Origin of the sequence: Pseudomonas sp. Pdm06, from assembly GCF_014851795.1 — a bacterium.
Lineage (GTDB): Bacteria > Pseudomonadota > Gammaproteobacteria > Pseudomonadales > Pseudomonadaceae > Aquipseudomonas > Aquipseudomonas fluorescens_AA.
In genome coordinates, this window is record NZ_JACVAH010000014.1 from 1 (window position 1) to 19,709 (window position 19,709).

21 protein-coding genes are annotated in these 19,709 nt (G+C 62.7%); 11 read left to right on the forward strand and 10 right to left on the reverse strand.

Features of this window, described 5'->3' with window-relative positions:
- Positions 1 to 176: 176 nt before the first annotated feature.
- From IB266_RS21395 to IB266_RS21425, 7 genes are all read left to right on the forward strand, one after another.
- Positions 177 to 1,229 carry a Gfo/Idh/MocA family oxidoreductase gene (locus IB266_RS21395; RefSeq protein ID WP_192262333.1) on the forward strand — a complete coding sequence of 351 codons (1,053 nt, stop codon included), beginning with the start codon at positions 177 to 179 and terminating at the stop codon, positions 1,227 to 1,229.
- A 142-nt stretch (positions 1,230 to 1,371) separates the two neighbouring features.
- Entirely contained in the window at positions 1,372 to 1,524 is a 153-nt protein-coding gene (locus IB266_RS21400) for a hypothetical protein (protein ID WP_192262334.1), read from the forward strand.
- A 51-nt stretch (positions 1,525 to 1,575) separates the two neighbouring features.
- Positions 1,576 to 2,502, forward strand: a complete 927-nt coding sequence (locus IB266_RS21405; protein WP_192262335.1) for a sugar ABC transporter substrate-binding protein — start codon at positions 1,576 to 1,578, stop codon at positions 2,500 to 2,502.
- A gap of 74 nt (positions 2,503 to 2,576) precedes the next feature.
- Entirely contained in the window at positions 2,577 to 4,130 is a 1,554-nt protein-coding gene (locus IB266_RS21410; protein WP_060741740.1) for a sugar ABC transporter ATP-binding protein, read from the forward strand.
- 149 nt (positions 4,131 to 4,279) lie between these two features.
- A complete protein-coding gene (locus tag IB266_RS21415; RefSeq protein ID WP_192262336.1) occupies positions 4,280 to 5,302 on the forward strand; it encodes an ABC transporter permease in 1,023 nt (340 codons plus the stop codon).
- A 327-nt stretch (positions 5,303 to 5,629) separates the two neighbouring features.
- A complete protein-coding gene (locus IB266_RS21420) occupies positions 5,630 to 6,034 on the forward strand; it encodes a TraR/DksA family transcriptional regulator (RefSeq protein ID WP_003202859.1) in 405 nt (134 codons plus the stop codon).
- Positions 6,035 to 6,213: 179 nt separating this feature from the next.
- Positions 6,214 to 7,818: a methyl-accepting chemotaxis protein gene (locus IB266_RS21425; protein ID WP_192262337.1), complete on the forward strand. Its 1,605-nt coding sequence runs from the start codon at positions 6,214 to 6,216 to the stop codon at positions 7,816 to 7,818.
- 284 nt (positions 7,819 to 8,102) lie between these two features.
- Here IB266_RS21425 and IB266_RS21430 read toward each other — a convergent pair whose 3' ends face one another.
- The 3 genes from IB266_RS21430 to IB266_RS21440 form a co-directional block, all read right to left on the reverse strand.
- Positions 8,103 to 8,339 carry a DUF2789 family protein gene (locus tag IB266_RS21430; RefSeq protein WP_060741743.1) on the reverse strand — a complete coding sequence of 79 codons (237 nt, stop codon included), beginning with the start codon at positions 8,337 to 8,339 and terminating at the stop codon, positions 8,103 to 8,105.
- Between the two features lie 88 nt (positions 8,340 to 8,427).
- Complete coding sequence (locus IB266_RS21435) at positions 8,428 to 8,658, reverse strand: hypothetical protein (protein WP_060741744.1); 231 nt, start codon at positions 8,656 to 8,658, stop codon at positions 8,428 to 8,430.
- A gap of 131 nt (positions 8,659 to 8,789) precedes the next feature.
- Complete coding sequence (locus IB266_RS21440) at positions 8,790 to 9,026, reverse strand: hypothetical protein (protein ID WP_092252615.1); 237 nt, start codon at positions 9,024 to 9,026, stop codon at positions 8,790 to 8,792.
- Positions 9,027 to 9,454: 428 nt separating this feature from the next.
- Here IB266_RS21440 and IB266_RS21445 point away from each other — a divergent pair, with 428 nt between their 5' ends.
- The 3 genes from IB266_RS21445 to IB266_RS21455 all read left to right on the forward strand — a co-directional run bounded on the left by IB266_RS21445 (position 9,455) and on the right by IB266_RS21455 (position 11,644).
- Positions 9,455 to 9,904 (forward strand): hypothetical protein, encoded by a 450-nt coding sequence (locus IB266_RS21445; RefSeq protein WP_060741745.1) that lies wholly within the window; start codon positions 9,455 to 9,457, stop codon positions 9,902 to 9,904.
- 152 nt (positions 9,905 to 10,056) lie between these two features.
- Positions 10,057 to 11,067 (forward strand): ABC transporter substrate-binding protein, encoded by a 1,011-nt coding sequence (locus IB266_RS21450; protein ID WP_192262338.1) that lies wholly within the window; start codon positions 10,057 to 10,059, stop codon positions 11,065 to 11,067.
- Positions 11,068 to 11,206: 139 nt separating this feature from the next.
- A complete protein-coding gene (locus tag IB266_RS21455) occupies positions 11,207 to 11,644 on the forward strand; it encodes a DUF3995 domain-containing protein (protein WP_072404887.1) in 438 nt (145 codons plus the stop codon).
- Positions 11,645 to 11,845: 201 nt separating this feature from the next.
- Here the strand turns inward: IB266_RS21455 and IB266_RS21460 are convergent, their stop codons facing one another.
- The 7 genes from IB266_RS21460 to IB266_RS21490 form a co-directional block, all read right to left on the reverse strand.
- Positions 11,846 to 12,208, reverse strand: a complete 363-nt coding sequence (locus IB266_RS21460; RefSeq protein WP_060741748.1) for a Na+/H+ antiporter subunit G — start codon at positions 12,206 to 12,208, stop codon at positions 11,846 to 11,848.
- On the reverse strand, positions 12,205 to 12,483 hold the full coding sequence (locus IB266_RS21465) for a K+/H+ antiporter subunit F (RefSeq protein ID WP_003202841.1): 279 nt from the start codon (positions 12,481 to 12,483) through the stop codon (positions 12,205 to 12,207). The genes IB266_RS21460 and IB266_RS21465 overlap by 4 nt, the downstream gene beginning before the upstream one ends.
- Complete coding sequence (locus IB266_RS21470) at positions 12,480 to 12,968, reverse strand: Na+/H+ antiporter subunit E (protein WP_103309514.1); 489 nt, start codon at positions 12,966 to 12,968, stop codon at positions 12,480 to 12,482. Before IB266_RS21470 ends, IB266_RS21465 begins: the two co-directional genes overlap by 4 nt.
- Entirely contained in the window at positions 12,965 to 14,650 is a 1,686-nt protein-coding gene (locus IB266_RS21475; RefSeq protein WP_192262339.1) for a monovalent cation/H+ antiporter subunit D, read from the reverse strand. Before IB266_RS21475 ends, IB266_RS21470 begins: the two co-directional genes overlap by 4 nt.
- The gene (locus IB266_RS21480; RefSeq protein WP_003202835.1) at positions 14,647 to 14,991 is read right to left on the reverse strand and encodes a Na+/H+ antiporter subunit C; all 345 of its coding nucleotides are present in this window, start codon (positions 14,989 to 14,991) and stop codon (positions 14,647 to 14,649) included. The genes IB266_RS21475 and IB266_RS21480 overlap by 4 nt, the downstream gene beginning before the upstream one ends.
- The gene (locus IB266_RS21485) at positions 14,991 to 17,915 is read right to left on the reverse strand and encodes a monovalent cation/H+ antiporter subunit A (RefSeq protein WP_192262340.1); all 2,925 of its coding nucleotides are present in this window, start codon (positions 17,913 to 17,915) and stop codon (positions 14,991 to 14,993) included. The genes IB266_RS21480 and IB266_RS21485 overlap by 1 nt, the downstream gene beginning before the upstream one ends.
- A gap of 205 nt (positions 17,916 to 18,120) precedes the next feature.
- A complete protein-coding gene (locus IB266_RS21490) occupies positions 18,121 to 19,125 on the reverse strand; it encodes a DMT family transporter (RefSeq protein WP_177431720.1) in 1,005 nt (334 codons plus the stop codon).
- Positions 19,126 to 19,137: 12 nt separating this feature from the next.
- On the opposite strand from IB266_RS21490, the gene IB266_RS21495 reads away from it, so the two are divergent.
- On the forward strand, positions 19,138 to 19,701 hold the full coding sequence (locus tag IB266_RS21495; RefSeq protein ID WP_060741753.1) for a helix-turn-helix domain-containing protein: 564 nt from the start codon (positions 19,138 to 19,140) through the stop codon (positions 19,699 to 19,701).
- The last annotated feature ends 8 nt before the right edge of the window (positions 19,702 to 19,709 follow it).

Genomic DNA, 19,709 nt, shown 5'->3' on the forward strand with positions numbered 1-19,709 from the left:
CCCGCTCCCACAGTCGACTGCGTTCCCTCAAAGGTACTCGGTCAAATGGTGGGAGCTGAGCTTGCTCGCGATGGCGTAGTGTCAGTCGACATCAATGTTGAATGTATCGCCGTCTTCGCGAGCAAGCTCAGCTCCCACAGGGATTGCATTCATTCAGTGATGAACAAGGAGCTTTCATGCGAATCGGACTAGTCGGCTACGGCAAGGGTGGGCGGTTCTTTCATGCGCCGCTGATCAGCAGCCTGCCGGGGGCTACGTTCGTCGGCGTGGTGACCCGGTCCGCCGAGCGCCGCCAACAATTGGCCAGCGATCACCCGCAGGCCCAGGCCTTCGACACCCTCGAACAATTGGTAGCGGCCGGTGTCGATGCGGTGGTGGTGTCCACGCCTTTGGACGGTCGCCCGGCCATAGTGATGCAGGCCATCGAACTCGGCGTGGCGGTGGTCAGCGACAAACCGTTCGCCCCTGACGCCGCGCAGGCCGAGGCGATGGTGTTGGCCGCCGAACGTCGCAACGTGCCCTTGAGCGTGTACCAGAACCGTCGCTGGGATTCGGATTTCCTGACCCTGCGCAAACTATTGGCCTCCGGGGCGCTCGGGCAAGTCATTCGTTTCGAGTCGAGTGTCGAACGTTATTCGCCAACCTCGGTAGGCAAAGGCAGCGGTGGTGGGTTCCTGCGCGATTTGGGCAGCCACTTGGTGGACCAGGCACTGCAACTGTTCGGGCCGGTGGTGCGGGTCTACGCCGAGCTGGACTACCGACAGCCGGACCAGGTGTTCGACAACGGTTTCTTCATGTCCTTGACCCATGCCAGCGGCGTAATCTCCCACTTGAGCGGCAATTGCGTGCAAAACGCACCGCGCCCGCGCTTTCGGGTCAACGGCACCCAGGGCTGCTACACCGTCGACGGCTTGGACGGGCAGGAGGCTCAGGCATTGGCCGGGTTGAGCCCGGCAACCGAGGGCGAGCGCTGGGGGGCTGAAGAGCATCGGCGCTGGGGCTGGTTCGAACACGGCACCGAGCGCGAGCGAGTGACCTCGGAGCGTGGCTGCTGGCTGACGTTCTACCAACACTTGCAAACCGCGTTGCAGGGCACTGGCCCGCTGCCGGTGGAGGCCCGTGATGCGCTGGCGACCACCCGCATCCTCGACGCTGCCAGGCAGAGTGCCGGGCAGGGCGAAGTGGTGCGGTTGTCCACGCCGGTGGGTCATGGAATAAAAAACGAATAAAATTCTAAAATCAGTTGATATGGAAAATATTTTCCAATAAAGTCGATTCCAGGTTACCGACAACCCTGTTTGTCTTCCGCCAAGCCAGCCTTGAACGGATGACAGACGAAACAAAAACAAGAAACACAGCTAGGTACCGTCGATGAAAACCTTCAGCCGCTCTGCGTTTCACCTGCCACGTCTACTGCGCTTGTCCGCAGTCTTTCCCCTGTTCGAATTCCTGTGTATCCAGCGCAACGGCGCCGTGGTCTGTTGCATGCCCGGCGCGCCCATCGTGCGCTTGCCCCGTACCTGATCCGCTACGCCTTATCCATAAAACCAACAAAAAAGTGGAGAAAGACCGTTCATGAAGACCAAGACCCGTATCGCCTCGCTGGCTCTGTCGTTGATGCTCACCAGCGGCGCTGCCCTGGCGGACCTGAAGATCGGCGTCAGCATGTCCCAGTTCGATGACACCTGGTTGACCTACCTGCGCGAATCCATGGACAAGAAAGCCAAGTCCCTGCCGGACGGCGTCACCCTGCAGTTCGAGGACGCCCGCAGCGATGTGGTCAAGCAGTTGAGCCAGGTGGAAAGCTTCATCAGCCAGAAGGTCGATGCGCTCATCGTCAACCCGGTGGACACCGCCGCGACCCAGCGCATCACCAAGGCCGCCGTGGCGGCCGGCATCCCGCTGGTGTACGTCAACCGCCGCCCGGACGAACCGAAGTTACCGGAAGGCGTGGTCACCGTGGCCTCCGACGACCTGGAAGCCGGTCGCATGCAGATGCAATACCTGGCTGAAAAAATGGGCGGCAAGGGCGACATCGTGATCCTCTTGGGTGACTTGGCCAACAACTCCACCGCCAACCGCACCAAGGGCGTCAAGGAAGTGCTGGCCAAGTACCCGGGCATCAAGATCGAACAGGAACAGACCGGCACCTGGTTGCGCGACAAGGGCATGACCCTGGTCAACGACTGGCTGACCCAGGGACGCGAGTTCCAGGCGGTGGTGGCCAACAACGACGAGATGGCCATTGGCGCCGCCATGGCCCTCAAGCAAGCGGGCACCGAGAAGGGCAGCGTATTGATTGCCGGGGTCGATGGCACGCCGGATGGCTTGAACGCCATCAAGAAAGGCGAAATGGCGGTCTCGGTGTTCCAGGACGCCAAGGGCCAGGCCGATGGTTCGATCGACACGGCGGTGAAAATGGTCAAGAAGCAGCCGGTCGAGCAGGCTGTCTGGGTGCCGTACCGCCTGATCACGCCGGAAAACGTCGATCAGTTCAAGTGACGTTCAACCCGGTCCCACCACAACAATAAGCAGGCAAGGTTGCAACGCCGACCTTGCCGAGGGAGTACCTGATCATGTTCGCTTCAGCGACTGCTTCGAGCGCCCCGGCCATGACTTTCCAGCCGGATGTATCACTTGATGAGCCGTACCTGCTGGAAGTCGTCAATGTCAGCAAGGGCTTTCCCGGTGTGGTGGCCCTGTCCGATGTTCAATTGCGGGTACGCCCCGGTTCCGTGCTGGCCCTGATGGGCGAGAACGGTGCGGGCAAATCGACCTTGATGAAGATCATCGCCGGCATCTACCAGCCCGACGCCGGTGAACTGCGCCTGCGCGGCAAGCCGGTGACGTTCGACACGCCGCTGGCGGCGTTGCAGGCCGGCATCGCGATGATCCATCAGGAACTGAACCTGATGCCCCACATGAGCATCGCCGAAAACATCTGGATCGGCCGCGAGCAGCTCAACGGCCTGCACATGGTCGACCATGGCGAGATGCACCGTTGCACGGCCCGGCTGCTGGAACGCCTGCGCATCAAGCTCGATCCCGAGGAGCAGGTGGGCAACCTGAGCATCGCCGAGCGGCAGATGGTGGAGATTGCCAAGGCCGTTTCGTATGACTCCGACATCCTGATCATGGACGAGCCGACCTCGGCCATCACCGAGACCGAAGTCGCCCACCTGTTCTCGATCATTGCCGACCTCAAGTCCCAGGGTAAGGGCATCATCTACATCACCCACAAGATGAACGAAGTGTTCGCCATCGCCGATGAAGTGGCGGTGTTTCGCGACGGCGCCTACATCGGCCTGCAACGGGCCGACAGCATGGATGGCGACAGCCTGATTTCGATGATGGTCGGGCGCGAACTGAGCCAGTTGTTCCCGGTACGGGAGCAACCCATCGGTGAGTTGGTGCTGTCGGTGCGCGACCTGAGCCTGGACGGCATTTTCAAAGGCGTGTCCTTCGACCTGCATGCCGGGGAAATCCTGGGCATCGCCGGGTTGATGGGCTCGGGCCGGACCAACGTGGCCGAGGCGATTTTCGGCGTGACCCCGAGCACTGGCGGCGAGATCCGGCTGGACGGCCAACCCGTGCGCATCAGCGACCCACACATGGCCATCGAGAAGGGCTTCGCGCTGTTGACCGAGGACCGCAAGCTCAGCGGCCTGTTCCCGTGCTTGTCGGTGCTGGAGAACATGGAGATGGCGGTGCTGCCCCATTACGTCGGCAACGGTTTCATCCAGCAGAAAGCCCTGCGCGCCTTGTGTGAGGACATGTGCAAGAAGCTGCGGGTCAAGACCCCGTCGCTGGAACAGTGCATCGACACCTTGTCCGGCGGCAACCAGCAGAAAGCGCTGCTGGCGCGCTGGCTGATGACCAACCCGCGCATCCTGATTCTCGACGAGCCGACCCGCGGCATCGATGTGGGCGCCAAGGCCGAGATCTATCGGCTGATTTCCTACCTCGCCAGCGAAGGCATGGCGGTGATCATGATTTCCTCGGAACTGCCGGAAGTATTGGGCATGAGCGACCGGGTCATGGTGATGCACGAAGGTGACCTGATGGGCACCCTCGACCGCAGCGAAGCGACCCAGGAACGAGTGATGCAACTGGCTTCGGGCCTGTCCTGATTGCCTGCTGGTAGAGAAGTGACATCAAGCAATATTCCCGTGGCGAGGGAGCTTGCTCCCGCTGGGGCGCGAAGCGGCCCTGTTCAAGAGCAACGGCGGCGCCCAGCGGCGACGAGCACCCTGGACAAAGAATAAAAAGGTGAATGGCTATGAACGCAGTACTGGAAAACAAACCCGCGGCCGCACCGGCCAGGTCCCGGCGGCGCCTGCCGACGGAGCTGAGCATCTTCCTGGTGCTGATCGGCATCGGCCTGGTGTTCGAAATGTTCGGCTGGATCATGCGTGACCAGAGTTTCCTGATGAACTCCCAGCGCCTGGTGTTGATGATCCTGCAAGTGTCGATCATCGGCCTGCTGGCCATCGGCGTGACCCAGGTGATCATCACCACCGGTATCGACTTGTCGTCCGGCTCGGTGCTGGCGCTGTCGGCGATGATCGCCGCCAGCCTGGCCCAGACCTCGGACTTCGCCCGGGCGGTGTTTCCCTCGCTGACGGATTTGCCGGTGTGGATACCGGTGGTGGCGGGGCTCGGGGTGGGGCTGCTGGCCGGGGCGATCAACGGCAGCATCATTGCCATTACCGGCATCCCGCCATTCATCGCCACCCTCGGCATGATGGTCTCGGCCCGTGGCCTGGCGCGCTACTACACCGAAGGCCAGCCGGTGAGCATGTTGTCCGATTCCTACACCGCCATTGGCCATGGCGCCATGCCGGTGATCATTTTCCTGGTGGTGGCGGTGATCTTCCATATCGCCCTGCGCTACACCAAGTATGGCAAGTACACCTACGCCATTGGCGGCAACATGCAGGCGGCGCGGACCTCGGGCATCAACGTCAAGCGCCACCTGGTGATCGTGTACAGCATTGCCGGGTTGCTGGCGGGCTTGGCCGGCGTGGTGGCTTCGGCGCGAGCGGCGACCGGGCAGGCGGGCATGGGCATGTCCTACGAACTGGACGCGATTGCGGCGGCGGTGATCGGCGGCACCAGCCTGGCGGGCGGGGTGGGGCGCATCACCGGGACCGTGATCGGGGCGCTGATCCTGGGGGTGATGGCCAGCGGCTTTACCTTCGTCGGTGTCGATGCCTATATCCAGGACATCATCAAGGGCTTGATCATCGTCGTGGCAGTGGTCATCGACCAATACCGCAACAAGCGCAAACTCAAGCGTTGATCCCCTGAGGTTGCGACAAAGCGCCACGCCTGACCCGCGTGGCGTTGCCATTTGTCTTCTTAATACAGCTATTGCAGCGAATTTCTTGTTATAAACGCACTCCGATGACTGCCAAAAGCCTGTCAGAGAACATTTGAGGGGGTTGTCGGACATTTTCCCTATGTTTTCAGTTGCTGAGGCCTCGACTCGGCCTTAGACTGCCGCCCCTCGTAAATTGAGTGCCGGGTGGCGCTTGGAATAGACGGCGCCTTTCCCGATGAGCGTGGCAGCTGCGCTGCGGGACGCTCCATAATTCGCCTTAATGCACGTTTTTTTATAGAGAAATCAATGACAAAGGAAAAGTTGCTGGCCATGCCGGCGGATGACTACATGAATGCCGAGCAGCTGGCTTTCTTCACCAAGCTGTTGCAGAACATGAAGGTCGAAACCCACGAGCGCATCGAACAGAACCGAATCGCCATTGAAAGCCTGGACACCCCGGCCGACCCGGCGGACGCTGCTTCCGTAGAAGAAGAGCGTACCTGGCTGGTCAACGCCATCGATCGCGACCAGCGCATGCTGCCTCAACTGGAGCAGGCCCTGGACCGCATCAACGACGACAGCTTCGGCTGGTGCGACGACAGCGGCGAGCCGATCGGCCTCAAGCGCCTGCTGATCAGCCCGACCACCAAGTACTGCATCGAAGCCCAGGAACGTCACGAACAGATCGACAAGCACCAGCGTCAGGCCTGATTCGCGTTTTCCGAAAAAAGATCGCGACCTTTTGACGAAGGCCGCGATCTTTTGCTTTCGCCCGTGCCTGTTCGTCTACTTCCGTTGACCTGCTGCAAGAACACGACTAATGGACCATGGATAATGGCTCGGTAGTGGCGTTTAATGCGGTCATAACAACGAGAGTGTGGGTGACGAACATGGCGACAGACGGAACGCTGGCGGGTGCGGTGCCGGCCTCGGTACCTGCGACAAAAAGCGCGGCGCGCTGGCTGACGCCGACCTTGCAGAGCCTCGCCCTGGCCTTGCTGCTGTGCGGCATGGCCCTGGGCGGCTGGTCGCTGTACTTGGGCCTGCCGCTGGTCATGCTCATCGTCTGGTTGCCGCGCCTGCGTTCGCGCGTGGCCGCGGCGCCCGCAGCCACGACCGACGCATTGGCCGAGCTGACCCGCGACCTGTCCTACACCACCAGCCATAACGCCCTGTCGGCGGCCGGCGTCGCCTATTCGGTCAAGCAACTGGCCGGCAAGGTCCAGTCCCAACTCGATGCGGCGGCGCAGATCGTCAGCAATGCCGAATCGATGATCGCCACCGAACAGGCCACTTCGCAACTCAGCCAGCAGGCCTTGGGCGCTGCCAGCGAGGCCCATCGCAGCAGCGTGGCCGGGCGCAGCGAGCTGGTGGAGTCCATCAGCCGCATGCACCAGCTCAGCCAGCGCGCGAATGACAGCCGTGAGTTGATCGAAGCCTTGAGCGTACGCAGCGATGAAATCCAGCGAGTCAGCCTGGTGATCCAATCGATTGCCAGCCAGACCAACCTGCTGGCGCTGAACGCGGCCATCGAGGCCGCCCGGGCCGGTGAGCATGGCCGTGGGTTCGCGGTGGTGGCCGATGAGGTCCGTGGCCTGGCCGGGCGCACCGCCGCGGCGACCGGCGAAGTCGGGGTGATGGTGGCCGACATCCAGCAGCGCACGACCCAGGTGGTGGAGCAGATCCGTCAATTGGCCGCTGACCTGGACAGCGGCGTGCAGCAGGTGGAGCACACCGGCCAACACCTGGAAAACATTGCCAGGCTTGCAGAAGGGGTCGAAACCCAGGTCAGCGCCATCGCCCAAGGCACCGACACCAACCGCGAACAACTCGACAGCCTGTTCCACGCCATCGAGCAGATGCGCAGCGACCTGTCCATCAGCGACCAGCAGACCCAGCGCCTGGCCGAGGCGGCGGTGCAGATGGAAGGCCAGGCCGAAACCATCAGCGAACGCCTGGCCGAGGTGGGGCTCGACGATTATCACCAACGGGTCTACGACCTGGCGCGGGAAGGGGCGAGCCAGATCGCCACGCAGTTCGAGGCCGACATCGACCAGGGCCGTGTCAGCCTGGAGGACTTGTTCGACCGTAACTACCAGCCGATCCCCAATACCCAACCGGCCAAATTCCAGACCCGTTTCGACCGCTACACCGACCAGGTCCTGCCGGGGATCCAGGAACCGTTGCTGGCCCGCCACGAGGGGCTGGTGTTTGCGATTGCCTGCACCCAGCAGGGCTACGTGCCGACCCACAACAAGGTGTTCAGCCAGCCACTGACCGGCGATCCCCAGGTGGACACGCTGAATAATCGCACCAAGCGCAAATTCTCCGATCGCACCGGGATTCGTTGCGGCAGCCACCAGCAACCCGTATTGCTCCAGACTTACACCCGGGACACGGGGGAGTTGATGCACGATCTTTCCGTGCCGATCATGCTCAAGGGCCGTCATTGGGGAGGCTTGCGGTTGGGCTACAAACCCGAGAAGCCGCGTTAGGCCTCAGCGCAAGGCACCTGGCCTGCACTGCAACCCTGTGGCGAGAGAGCTTGCTCCCGCTGGGCTTGTGTAGGAGCTGCCGAAGGCTGCGATCTTTTGAGCTTTCGCTTGGGATTCAAGTGTCTGGGGAAAGATCGCAGCCTCGTTGCACTCGACAGCTCCTACGCAGCTCCTACGGGGCGCAGTCGAGCGGGAGCAAGCTCCCTCGCCACAAGAGCTGCCTTGCACGCAGTCAAAGGTCCTGGCTGCTATAGCTGTCTTGTCCCTGGCCAAAGGTCTGGCTGCTATTTACCGTCGTGCAGCCGCACATTCAGTTGATCCACCAGCACTGCCTCTTCGCCGTCGGCCAGCAGCCATTCGCGCAGCAGGTCTTTTTGCTGGTCCGACCAGAAGTCGGCCTCCACCAGCTTGATCTCCGGAGCCAATGGGTGTGCGACGATGAAATCGTCGATGGCGTTGCCGTCCGAGGGCAGGCCGAGTTGGTCGAACAGAGTGCTGAGTTCGTGGGAAGGTTGTTCCATGGAAGTCTCCTTTGGGTGGGGGCGCCGTCATGGCGCCTCGGGGCTTACCTTTATCTGAGGCAAGCGGTCATCAGGAGTTCGATTGGAATCAGGCTTTCAAGGCCCCTTCATCCACGGCGGCCTTCAACGCCCTGGCTGCTTCCCTGGCCGCCTCGGCCGCGAGCTGCGAAGTCTTGAACCAGCGATCCTTTTCCACCTGGTGGCAACTGACGGTGGTCAACGGTGGCTTGGCACGCATCACGATGACGGCCTGGAACTCGCCTTCGACTTCTCTGGCTTCGCCCCGGATAAAAAACTCGCCAATATCAAATTCCGTCACGTCGCGCCTTCTCCTCGAAACCATTATGGGTGCGCGATCCGCCGATTTGCGACGGTCTTCGCTGGGCGGGCAGTATGGCAGCAGTTGCCCGTCGGCGGCTGAGTTAAGTCATGGACGGGCACATATGCGTTTCAGGCGCTGTTTTCGAGGCGCCTGGCCAGGTAGCAGGCCTCGTTATGGTCGGTGCGGAATCCTCTTACACGTCCAGTCGATGTTTCTTCAATGTGAAAAAAACACTTGCCGGCCAAGACGACCCGATAACGCGGTTGAATCAACGAAATTGGCAGGCAATCGGCTCCGTCAGGGCTGTTGGCTGGTTCGACGATACATGGGGCGGCAGGGAGTGCTTGGGTGGTGAAAGTGGCCATTGTGAATTCCTTTTCATGGTTTACCGACGAATTGCCGGGTACTTCGAGTAGTCTCCACGCCTTCGGCTGCTCTAGAATCGGCAGCATCGTGTGGACGGTTGCGCCTATCTAAAGCAATTTTTTTTGGGCTCGATGTCAGAAAAATGCTTTTTTAAGTGAGAAATTTCCCTAAAGTTAGTAGTCCCATCTTTTCCGATGCTCAGAGTGGCGTTTTCCTTCAGCCTCTGGCGACCCCCCGGGAAAGACGGCGAGAGCGGCAACCTTTAGTCTGCTCTCGGCCCGGGACAGGGGCGCGCCGTTCATTTCGAATTTCAGTGACAGGTCCATTACGACACTACAGTCGGTACGGGTTCTCGTGGTCCGTCCTTTGCGCAGGGCGGGTCTTTTTCAAAAATGGGGATGTTTCCTTGGCAGTAAGTAATCTCGACATGCATGCGTTATTTGTACTTGGTGACCTGCGGGCAAAACTGGTCAAACAATTCCAGTCACGTTTCGTCTACATCACCGAGCAGACCGCCGAAGGTATTTATGTCGCCGAAATCGACACCGAGTCGGCCCTGGTGGTCGATGACAAGCCCAGGCTCGAGCTCAAGGTCGGCGATCATTTTCGTGCAGCGGTATTGCCCAGCCGCGAAGGTGGCAAGTTTGAAATCCGCTTTCGCGAAATCAAGCTGACGGTCTATGGCCTTGGCGATTACGCCTTCGTCACGACCCCTGGTGGTCATGCCATCCTGTTCAAGGAAGGCCACAGCGTGGTGACCGTGTTTGCGGCCAACGAGCAATTGCAGGAAGGCTTGACCAAGACCTTGAAGGCGGTGACCGCCAAGGCCGCCAAGTGGCGCAAGGGCGAGCTGGTGACTTTCAAGGCCAGTGAGTGACCGTTTCTGGGCCTGTGCGCCCAAACCGCTGACAGTTTCGCAAGAACTCGCTGGAACCTCGGCTACAGTCAATTGACTGAACTATTCAGGGGCTTGCGTTCGGTTACGCAGGGCCGTTCAGCTATTGCGGTATCTGGCGTGAGGTGCAAAGCATGAAACGAGTTCGACAGTGGCTGGCTGCCTGGGCCACCTTCGCTGTGTTGGTTTCACCCCTTTCGGTGTCAGCCGCCACAGCGCCCATCCACTTTGCTGACTTGAACTGGGAAAGTGGCAGCCTGATCACCGATATCCTGCGAGTCATCGTTGAGAAGGGCTATGGATTGCAGACCGATACATTGCCCGGCACCACCATTACCCTGGAAACCGCCCTGGCCAATAACGACATACAGGTGATCGGCGAAGAATGGGCCGGCCGCAGCCCCGTGTGGGTCAAGGCCGAGGCCGAAGGCAAGGTGGTCGCCTTGGGCGATACGGTCAAAGGCGCGACCGAAGGCTGGTGGGTGCCCGAGTACGTCATCAAGGGCGACCCGGCCAAGGGCATCAAGCCCCTGGCGCCGGACCTGCGCAGCGTCGAAGACCTGGCGCGCTACAAGCACGTGTTCAAGGACCCGGAGAGCCCCGACAAGGGCCGTTTCCTCAACAGCCCCATCGGCTGGACCTCCGAGGTGGTCAACAAACAGAAGCTCAAGGCGTATGGCTTGTCTGACAGCTACGTGAATTTTCGCAGCGGCTCGGGGGCGGCGCTGGATGCGGAAATCAGCTCGACGATCCGCCGGGGCAAACCGATCCTGTTCTACTACTGGTCGCCCACGCCGCTGCTCGGGCGCTTCAAGCTGGTGCAGCTGCAAGAACCGCCGTTCGATGCCGAGGCCTGGAAGACCCTGACCGACGCCGATAACCCCAACCCGAAACCGACCCGCTCCCTGGCCTCGAAGCTGTCGATCGGTGTCTCGGTGCCATTCCAGAAGCAATACCCGGAGATTGCCGAGTTCTTCAGCAAGGTCGACTTGCCCATCGAGCCGTTGAACAAGACCCTGGCCGACATGAGCGAGAAACGCACGCCACCCCGTGAAGCCGCCGAGGCGTTCCTCAAGGCCCACCCTGAGGTCTGGCAGGCCTGGTTGCCCAAGGAGGTCGCCGACAAGGTCTCCGCCGGTCTTTAGGGGGCGCGCGTGCCAGCGGGTTGAACGCTTGATCCTGGGCAATAAATCATTCACTGGAAACTGGCAACCTAGCGCCCGTCCAGCGAAATGCCAAATTCGAGCTAGGATGATTGTTCAACCTTTTTCAGGAGGCTGGCGAATGACGCTTTTATTGGCTCGGTCGCTGGTCGCAGTGTTTGCGACCATCAGCTTGATTCATTTGTATTGGGCCCTGGGTGGGCGGTGGGCGGCCCTGGCGGTGGTGCCCCAGGTGCCGGTGAGGCAGGGGGAGGCGCTGCGACCGGCGTTCGACCCTTCGGGCTGGCTGACGTTGCTGGTCGCCCTGGCGCTGCTGATGATTGCGCTGCTGGTGTGCCTGCGGGTCGGTCTGCTGGCCCAGCCGGTCACCCATCGGGCGTTGCAGTGGCTGATCAGTGCGATCGCCTTGCTGATGTTCGCCCGGGCCATTGGCGAGTCGAACCTGGTGGGCTTCTTCAAGGAGGTCAAGGGTTCGACATTCGCCAGGCTCGACACCTGGGTCTATTCGCCGTTGTGCGTGGTGCTCGGGGCCGGGTTGCTGACGGTGGCGTGGGCTTGAACGGCAGTGCAAGGGTGGGAGGGACTTACACAAGACGACCCGCTTTTGTGGCGAGGGAGCTTGCTCCCGCTGGAGGGCGCAGCCCTCCCAAAAGCTGAACACAAACAGCCTGACACTCCGAGGTGACAGGTCTCGGGGCTGCTGCGCAGCCCAGCGGGAGCAAGCTCCCTCGCCGCAAGGGTGTTCGCCTCAAGGTAGCGGTCAGCCGTCCTGTCCGGTTCGGCGACTGCTCACTTCCGCCGGCACATCATCCCCAGCCATGCGTTTGCGGAACAACGCTGCCCGAGCCAGCAGCAGGGTGGTCACCGGTACGGTGATGGACAGCAGGATCGGGATCAGCCAGGCATGCAACACCGGCCCGGACTTGAGCGCCGAAAAATACACGATCGAGGCCAGCGCCACGCACCAGGCCCCCAACGTGGAGGCCAGGGCCGGCGGGTGCATGCGCTGGAAATAATCCTTCAAGCGCACCAGGCCGATCGCCCCGGCCAGGGCGAAGAGGCTGCTGAGGACCAGCAGGATCGCCACCGGGATTTCGACCCACATCGACAGTTCGCCGTTCATTCGATCACCTCGCCACGCAGCAGGAACTTGGCCAGGGCGAACGAGCCGACAAAGCCGAACAGGGCGATCAGCAGCGCCGCCTCGAAATAGGTGTCACTGGCATAGCGGATGCCCAGCACCAGCATCATCAGCATCGCCACGATGTACAGGTAGTCCAGGGCCAGTACCCGATCCTGGGCCGAAGGGCCCTTGAACAGCCGCCACAGGGTCAACACCATCGCCAGGGAGAACAGGAACAGGCTCAACAGGATCGCATTGGACAGCAACGGGCTCATTCGAAAATCTCCATCAACGGGCGCTCGTAGGTGGCCTTGAAATGCGCGATGAATGACGCCTCGTCGGCCAGGTCGAACACGTGCATCAACAGGATGCTGCGATCCAGGGCCAGTTCCGACCAGACGGTCCCGGGAATCACCGTGGTGATCATCGACAGCGCGGCCAGGCCGTTGGCATCGCGCAGGTCCAGCGGCACCTTGATGAACCGCGAGCGAGGTGGCCGGCGGCCGGCGTTCAGTACACCCCAGGCCACCACCAGGTTGGACACCAGCACGTCGCGGCCCACCAGCAGGAACAAGCGCACCACCACCCACGGCCGGCGGATACGGATGGGCCGCGGTCGCAACGGGCGCATCATCAACGGGGCCAGGAACCCCAGTGCAGCACCCAGCAGCAGATGGCCGGCGCTGAGGGACACGTTCAACACCAGCCACAACAAGCACAGCGCCAGGGACAACCACGGGGCGGGAAACAGGCGCTTCATGGCTGCACCTCCCGCAACGTGGCGCGGGTTTCGGGGTTGGGCACGGCGCGGGTGGCAAGTACCGACATCACGTAATGTTCCGGGTTGTTCAGCGCATCGGCGGCGGATTGGGTATAGCGCAGCAACGGCTCGGCCTTTAAGGTCAGGGCGATGCCCAGGCCCAGCAGCACGACGATCGGCAGGCACTCGAACGGCCGCAGCAACGGCGAGGGTCGCTCCTGCGGCGTCCAGAAGCGCTGGATGCCCAGGCGCGAGAAGGCGATCAACGAGGCCAGCCCCGACAGGATCAACAACGCCAACAAGCCCCAGGCCCGGTTCGACACCGGCGCCCCGGCGCTGGCCTCGAGCCCCAGGGGGTTGAGCAGGGCACTGAGCAGGCTCAGCTTGCCGATGAACCCCGACAGCGGTGGCATGCCGATGATCAACAGCGCACAGAAGATAAAGCTCAAGCCAAGGAAGGCCATGGTCCAGGGAATCACCTGCCCGACCACGGCTTTTTGCTCGTCATCGAGGTTGATGCCCTTGGGTGGCTGCAAGGATTCCAGCGGTCGCGGCAACGTGTCGAAGTCGTCGTCCAGGGACAGTTCATTGGCCGAGCGCGAACGCTCGATCAGTTCGGCCAGCAAGAACAGCGCACAGAGCGCCAGGGTCGAACTCACCAGATAGAACAGCGCCGCACCCACCAGGTTCGGTTGGGCGAAGCCGATGGCCGACAACAGGATCCCGGCCGAGACCAGGATGCTCAGGCTCGCCATGCGTTCCAGGCGCTGGGCGGCGAGAATGGCGATGGCGGCGCAGACGATGGTCGCCATGCCGCCGTAGACCAGCCAGTCGGCGCCGAAATACGCCGAGGCGCCGGCCTGGCCGGAGAACAGCAGCGTCCACAGGCGCAGGAGCGTGTAGACGCCGACCTTGGTCATGATCGCAAACAGCGCCGCCACCGGTGCGCTGGCGGCGCTATAGGCCGGCACCAGCCAGAAGTTCAGCGGCCACATGCCGGCCTTGGCCAGGAACGCCACCGCGAGAATGCCAGCCCCGGCGTGCAGCAAGCCGCGGTCGGCCTCCGGCACCAGCGGGATTTTCAGGGCCAGGTCGGCCATGTTCAACGTGCCGGTGACGCCATAGATCAGCGCCGCGCCGATCAGGAACAACGACGAGGCCAGCAGGTTGATGGAGATGTAATGCAGGCCCGCCGACACTCGCGCCCGGCCCGAACCGTGCAGCATCAGGCCGTAGGAAGCCGCCAGCAGCACTTCGAAGAACACGAACAGGTTGAACAGGTCCGCCGTCAGGAAGGCACCGTAGAGGCCCATCAACTGGATCTGGAACAACGCGTGGAAACTGGCACCGGCGCGGTCCCAGCGGGCCGTGGCGAAGAGCAGGGCGCTGACGCCGATGATGCCGGTCAGTACCAGCATCAGCGCCGACAGGCGATCGACCACCAGGACGATGCCGAACGGCGCCTGCCAATTGCCGGGCAGGTACACGCCAATGGAGGCGGGCAAGGCCTGGTCCTGGGTCCAGTAGAGCAACAGCACGGCGATGCCCAGGCCCAGCAGGCTGGAAAACAGGTTGATCCGGGCCTTGAGCGGGCGGTGTTTCTCGCCCAGCATCAGCATCACCGCGGCGGTCAGCAGCGGCAGCAGGATGGGGGCGGCGATCAGATGGGGCGTCACGATCATTCCTTGGGCTCCCGACCGTCCACATGGTCGGTACCGGTCAGGCCCCGGGACGCCAGCAGCACCACCAGGAACAGCGCGGTCATGGCGAAGCTGATCACGATGGCGGTCAGCACCAGGGCCTGGGGCAGCGGGTCGGTGTAGTGCAGCAGGTCCTGGGGCACGCCGTCCTTGATGATCGGCTCCTTGCCGATGAACAGGCTGCCCATGCTGAAGATGAACAGGTTGACGCCATAGGACAGCAGGCACAGGCCCATGACCACCTGGAAGGTCCGAGGCCGCAGCACCAGCCAGACGCCGGAGGCGGCCAGTACGCCGATTGCGATTGCGATGACTTCTTCCATCAGACGGTGGCTCCTTTGGCGGGGGCGATGGGTTTGGCTTGCAGGCCCGGCTTATGGGCCCGCACCGACTGGTGAGCCAGGGCGGTGAGGATCAACAGGGTGGAACCGACCACCACGGCGTACACGCCAATGTCGAAGAACAGCGCGCTGGCCAGGTGAATGTCACCCAGCAACGGCAATTCGAAATGCCAGGTATGGGTGGTCAGGAACGGATAACCCACGGCCATCGCCCCCAGGCCGGTGGCGGTGGCGAACAACAGCCCGGTGCCCATCCAGCGCAGCGGTCGCAGGCTCATTTGCGCCTCGACCCACTGGGTGCCGGCGACCATGTATTGCAGGATGAACGCCACCGACATCACCAGCCCGGCCACGAAGCCGCCACCGGGTTGGTTGTGGCCGCGCATGAACAGGTAGAACGACACCACCAGGGCGATCGGCAGCAGCAGGCGCACCAGCACCGACGGCACCATCATGAAGCCCAAGGCGGTATCGCTGGCATGGCGCGGGTTGACCAGGTCGGTGACCACGTCCGGTGCCAGCAGGCGCTGCTGCGCCGGTAGCTGCATGCTTTCCTTCGGTGGTCGGAAACGCCGCAACAGGGCGAACACCGCCAGGGCTACCGCCACCAGCACGGTGATTTCCCCCAAGGTGTCGAAGCCACGGAAGTCCACCAGCATCACGTTCACCACGTTGCTGCCGCCGCCTTCGGGCAGGGCGCGGCTTAGGTAGAACGAAGAAATGTCGTTGGGCGTCTGCCGCGTCAGCATCGCATAGGACAACAGCGCCATGCCGCCGCCCACCGCGATGGACAGCAGCAAGTCCCGCAGGCGCCGGATGCGCGCGCGCCGCTCGCTGTTGGGCAGTGGCGATACGTCCTCGATCCGCCGGGGCAGCCAGCGCAAGCCCAGCAGGATCAGCACGGTGGTCACCACTTCCACCACCAGTTGCGTCAAGGCCAGGTCGGGTGCGGAAAACCAGACGAAGGTCACGCAGGTCATCAGGCCGCAGACGCTGACCATGGTCAGGGCCGCGAGCCGGTGATACTTGGCCTGCCAGGCCGCGCCCAGGGCACAGATGATTGCCAGCAGCCACAAGGTGACGAAGACGATGGAGCCGGGGATCTTCGGTCGGTCGCCCCAGACCAGCGTGCTGTGCAGCATCGGGATCAACCCGGCGAGCACGGCAGCCAGGACCAGCCAGAACAACTGCGCTTGCAGGCGTCGGGTGCTGATCCGTCGTTCCAGGCGCCGGCCCTGGCGCATCATCAGCACCAGGCAGCGCTCGAACAGGCGCTTGCCGCTGAGTCGGCCAATGAACGGCGGGTGCTTGATGTGGCCTTGCCGGAACTGATTGCGCAACAACAGGTACAGGACGATGCCGCCGGACATCGCCACCAGGCTCATGATCATCGGCGCGTTCAGGCCGTGCCAGATCGCCAGGCTGTACTCGGGCAGCGTGCCGCCCACCACCGGCAACGCGGCGGCCGCGAGCAGCGAGCCGACCACCTGGGCCGGAAAAATCCCCACCAACAGGCAGGTGAACACCAGCAACTCCACCGGCGCGCGCATCCAGCGCGGTGGTTCGTGGGGGGTATGGGGCAGGTCGGTGGCGGTGGGGCCGAAGAACACATCCACGGTGAAGCGCAGGGAGTAGGCGACGCTGAAGGTCCCGGCGATGGTGGCGATGATCGGCAACGCCAGCTCGACCCAGGCCGTGGCGGAAATGAACACCGTCTCGGCGAAGAACATCTCCTTGGACAGGAAACCATTGAGCAGCGGCACCCCGGCCATCGCTGCGCTGGCGACCATGGCCAGGGTGGCGGTGAACGGAATCAGCCGCACCAGGCCGCTGAGCTTGCGAATGTCCCGGGTGCCGCTTTCGTGGTCGATGATCCCGGCAGCCATGAACAGCGACGCCTTGAACGTGGCATGGTTGAGGATATGGAACACCGCCGCCACGGCCGCCAGCGGACTGTTCAGGCCCAGCAGCAGGGTGATCAGCCCGAGGTGGCTGATGGTGGAGTAAGCCAGCAAACCCTTGAGGTCGTTCTGGAACATGGCGCAGTAGGCGCCCAGCAGCAAGGTACAGGCCCCCGCGCCGCTGACGATGTAGAACCATTCTTCACTGCCCGACAGCGACGGCCATAACCGCGCCAGCAGGAACACCCCGGCCTTGACCATGGTCGCCGAGTGCAGGTACGCCGACACCGGCGTGGGGGCGGCCATGGCGTGGGGGAGCCAGAAGTGGAAAGGGAATTGCGCGCTTTTGCTCAGGGCACCGATCAGGATCAACGGCAGCAGGATGGGGTAGAGGGCATGGGCACGGATCAGGTCGCCGGCGGCCAGGACCTTGTCCAGCTCATAGCTGCCCACCACATGGCCGAGCAGCATCACCCCCGCCAACAGGCAAAGCCCGCCGGCCCCGGTCACCATCAACGCCATATAGGCACCGCGCCGCGCGTCGGCGCGGTGGTGCCAGTAGCCGATCAACAGGAACGAGAACAGGCTGGTCAGCTCCCAGAAGAACACCATCTGGATCAGGTTGCCGGAGATCACCAGCCCGAGCATGGCGCCCATGAACGCCAGGAAGAAGGCGAAGAAGCGCGGCACCGGATCGTCTGGCGACATGTAATAGCGGGCGTACAGCGACACCAGCGTGCCGATGCCCAGCACCAGCAACGAAAACAGCCAGGCGAACCCGTCCAGGCGCAGCACGAAATCCAGGCCCAGGCTGGGCAACCAGGCATAGTGCTCGCGGATTACGCCGCCGTCGGCGATCTGCGGGTACAGCAAGGCCACCTGAACGGTACCGGCCAGGGCGACGAGGCCGGCCAGCAAGGATTCGGCGTTACGGGCGTTATGCGGCAGCAGCGCCGCGACACAGCTGCCGATGAAGGGCAAAAGCAATAGAACTATCAGTGACATAGGCTTCTATTCGGCGGGAGGTTGTGAGGGATCATACGTGGCGTATTCCCGATCACCAACCGTGAGGGTGTCGCAGAATCCTACAAGGTAGGCAGGGTTTTCCGACTTTGCAGGGTTTCAGATGACCTCGGACGAAGCGTCAACGCCGGAATGGCCGCTGCCGAGGCGGCTTTTTTTTCGGTGGCGAATGGATTGCTGGCCGGCCTCAACCTTCCCGTTCAAGCGATTCATCGGCTGCAATGGCATCTTTGCTGCGGGTCTTCAGCTCACTGACAATCACCGCCGCCACGATCAGCGCCGCGCCGAACAAGGCAATCGCTGGCAACCGCTCACCGGCCAGGCGCCCGGCGATGCCGGCCCACACCGGTTCGCCGGCATAGATCAGCGTGGCGCGGGTCGGCGAGACGCTTTTCTGCGCCCAGTTCATCGCCACCTGGATCGCGGCGCTGGCAGCCCCCAGGCCCACGGCACTGACCAGCAGCAACAGGGAAAAATCCGGGATCGCTTCCTGGGTCGGCACCACCATCAGGAACGCCAGCACCGCCGTGCTCGCCAGTTGCACCACGGTCACCCGGCGCACATCGACCTGGCCGGCATAGGCGCTGATCAGGATGATCTCGGCGGCAATCGCGATGGCGCTGATCAACGTGGCGATTTCACCGGGGCTGAAATTCAATGAAGCGCCCGCCGGCCCCGACACCAGCATCAAGCCGGTGAACGCCAGCATGATGCCGATGCTGGGCATCAGCCCAGGGCGACGGCCCAGCACCAGCCATTGCAGCAAGGGCACGAAGGGCACGTAAAGCGCGGTGATGAACGCCGACTGGCTGCTGGGAATGGTTTGCAGGCCGACGGTCTGCAAACCGTAGCCGAGCATGATTGCCACGCCGATGAAGCACCCGGCCTTGAGTTCGAACAGCGTCAGGTCGCGCAGGTGCCGCCAGGAAAACAGTGCGACGAACGCGGCGGCGGCCGCGAAGCGCAGGCCGACGAAAAACATCGGCCCGCTGACCGTCATGGCGTGCTGTACCAGCAAGAACGTCCCACCCCAGATCATGGTGATCAGTACCAGCACGCATTCGGCCTTGCTGAACCGGGAGAAACGGGGGGAAGCTTGAGGAGAGTTCACCGATGCCATGACCTTGCGCGCCACTTGAGGGGGACGCACAATGCGCCCGAAGGTGGGCAGTATAATGCGCAACCCAGCCATATGAGCAATATAGTGCACAAAGAATCCGGCCAGCGGGCCTCCGTCCTGCAACACGTCAGCCAGAACGTCCGTCGTCTGCGCCATGCCGCCGAGCTCAGCCAGACGGCGCTGGCCGAGCTGTCGGGGGTCAGCCGGCGCATGCTGGTGGCCATCGAGGCTGGCGAAAAGAACGTCAGCCTGACGACGCTTGATCGGGTCGCCGAAGCCCTGGACGTGGCCTTCAGCGACTTGATCCAGGCCCCCGAGGCGCGAGATCCGAGCCGCATCAATGAACTGGCCTGGGCCGGCACCATCCCCGGCAGCAAGGCCGTATTGCTGGCCAAGGCCACCGCCAGCCGTGAAGTCGAGCTTTGGGAATGGCGCCTGGAGCCCGGCGAGCATTACCCTTCAGAGCCTGACGCCGACGGTTGGAGTGAGCAGCTTTATGTCTTCGAGGGTTGCCTGACCCTGCTGTTGGGCAGCGAGGAGCGCCGCATTGGCGCCGGTGAGTTTTTCATGTTCGCCAGCAACCAGCCCCATGCCTATCGCAACGATGGCCCGGTGGCGGCGAGATTCGTACGCAACGTGGTGATTTGATTCCTGGG

Excerpts from the sequence above, each read along its gene's own strand:
- IB266_RS21395 (WP_192262333.1), top strand. The coding sequence starts at position 177 with ATGCGAATCGGACTAGTCGGCTACGGCAAGGGTGGGCGGTTCTTTCAT.
- IB266_RS21400 (WP_192262334.1), top strand. The coding sequence starts at position 1,372 with ATGAAAACCTTCAGCCGCTCTGCGTTTCACCTGCCACGTCTACTGCGC.
- IB266_RS21405 (WP_192262335.1), top strand. The coding sequence starts at position 1,576 with ATGAAGACCAAGACCCGTATCGCCTCGCTGGCTCTGTCGTTGATGCTC.
- IB266_RS21410 (WP_060741740.1), top strand. The coding sequence starts at position 2,577 with ATGTTCGCTTCAGCGACTGCTTCGAGCGCCCCGGCCATGACTTTCCAG.
- IB266_RS21415 (WP_192262336.1), top strand. The coding sequence starts at position 4,280 with ATGAACGCAGTACTGGAAAACAAACCCGCGGCCGCACCGGCCAGGTCC.
- IB266_RS21420 (WP_003202859.1), top strand. The coding sequence starts at position 5,630 with ATGACAAAGGAAAAGTTGCTGGCCATGCCGGCGGATGACTACATGAAT.
- IB266_RS21425 (WP_192262337.1), top strand. The coding sequence starts at position 6,214 with ATGGCGACAGACGGAACGCTGGCGGGTGCGGTGCCGGCCTCGGTACCT.
- IB266_RS21430 (WP_060741743.1), bottom strand. The coding sequence starts at position 8,339 with ATGGAACAACCTTCCCACGAACTCAGCACTCTGTTCGACCAACTCGGC.
- IB266_RS21440 (WP_092252615.1), bottom strand. The coding sequence starts at position 9,026 with ATGGCCACTTTCACCACCCAAGCACTCCCTGCCGCCCCATGTATCGTC.
- IB266_RS21445 (WP_060741745.1), top strand. The coding sequence starts at position 9,455 with ATGCATGCGTTATTTGTACTTGGTGACCTGCGGGCAAAACTGGTCAAA.
- IB266_RS21450 (WP_192262338.1), top strand. The coding sequence starts at position 10,057 with ATGAAACGAGTTCGACAGTGGCTGGCTGCCTGGGCCACCTTCGCTGTG.
- IB266_RS21455 (WP_072404887.1), top strand. The coding sequence starts at position 11,207 with ATGACGCTTTTATTGGCTCGGTCGCTGGTCGCAGTGTTTGCGACCATC.
- IB266_RS21460 (WP_060741748.1), bottom strand. The coding sequence starts at position 12,208 with ATGAACGGCGAACTGTCGATGTGGGTCGAAATCCCGGTGGCGATCCTG.
- IB266_RS21465 (WP_003202841.1), bottom strand. The coding sequence starts at position 12,483 with ATGAGCCCGTTGCTGTCCAATGCGATCCTGTTGAGCCTGTTCCTGTTC.
- IB266_RS21470 (WP_103309514.1), bottom strand. The coding sequence starts at position 12,968 with ATGAAGCGCCTGTTTCCCGCCCCGTGGTTGTCCCTGGCGCTGTGCTTG.
- IB266_RS21475 (WP_192262339.1), bottom strand. The coding sequence starts at position 14,650 with ATGATCGTGACGCCCCATCTGATCGCCGCCCCCATCCTGCTGCCGCTG.
- IB266_RS21480 (WP_003202835.1), bottom strand. The coding sequence starts at position 14,991 with ATGGAAGAAGTCATCGCAATCGCAATCGGCGTACTGGCCGCCTCCGGC.
- IB266_RS21485 (WP_192262340.1), bottom strand. The coding sequence starts at position 17,915 with ATGTCACTGATAGTTCTATTGCTTTTGCCCTTCATCGGCAGCTGTGTC.
- IB266_RS21490 (WP_177431720.1), bottom strand. The coding sequence starts at position 19,125 with ATGGCTGGGTTGCGCATTATACTGCCCACCTTCGGGCGCATTGTGCGT.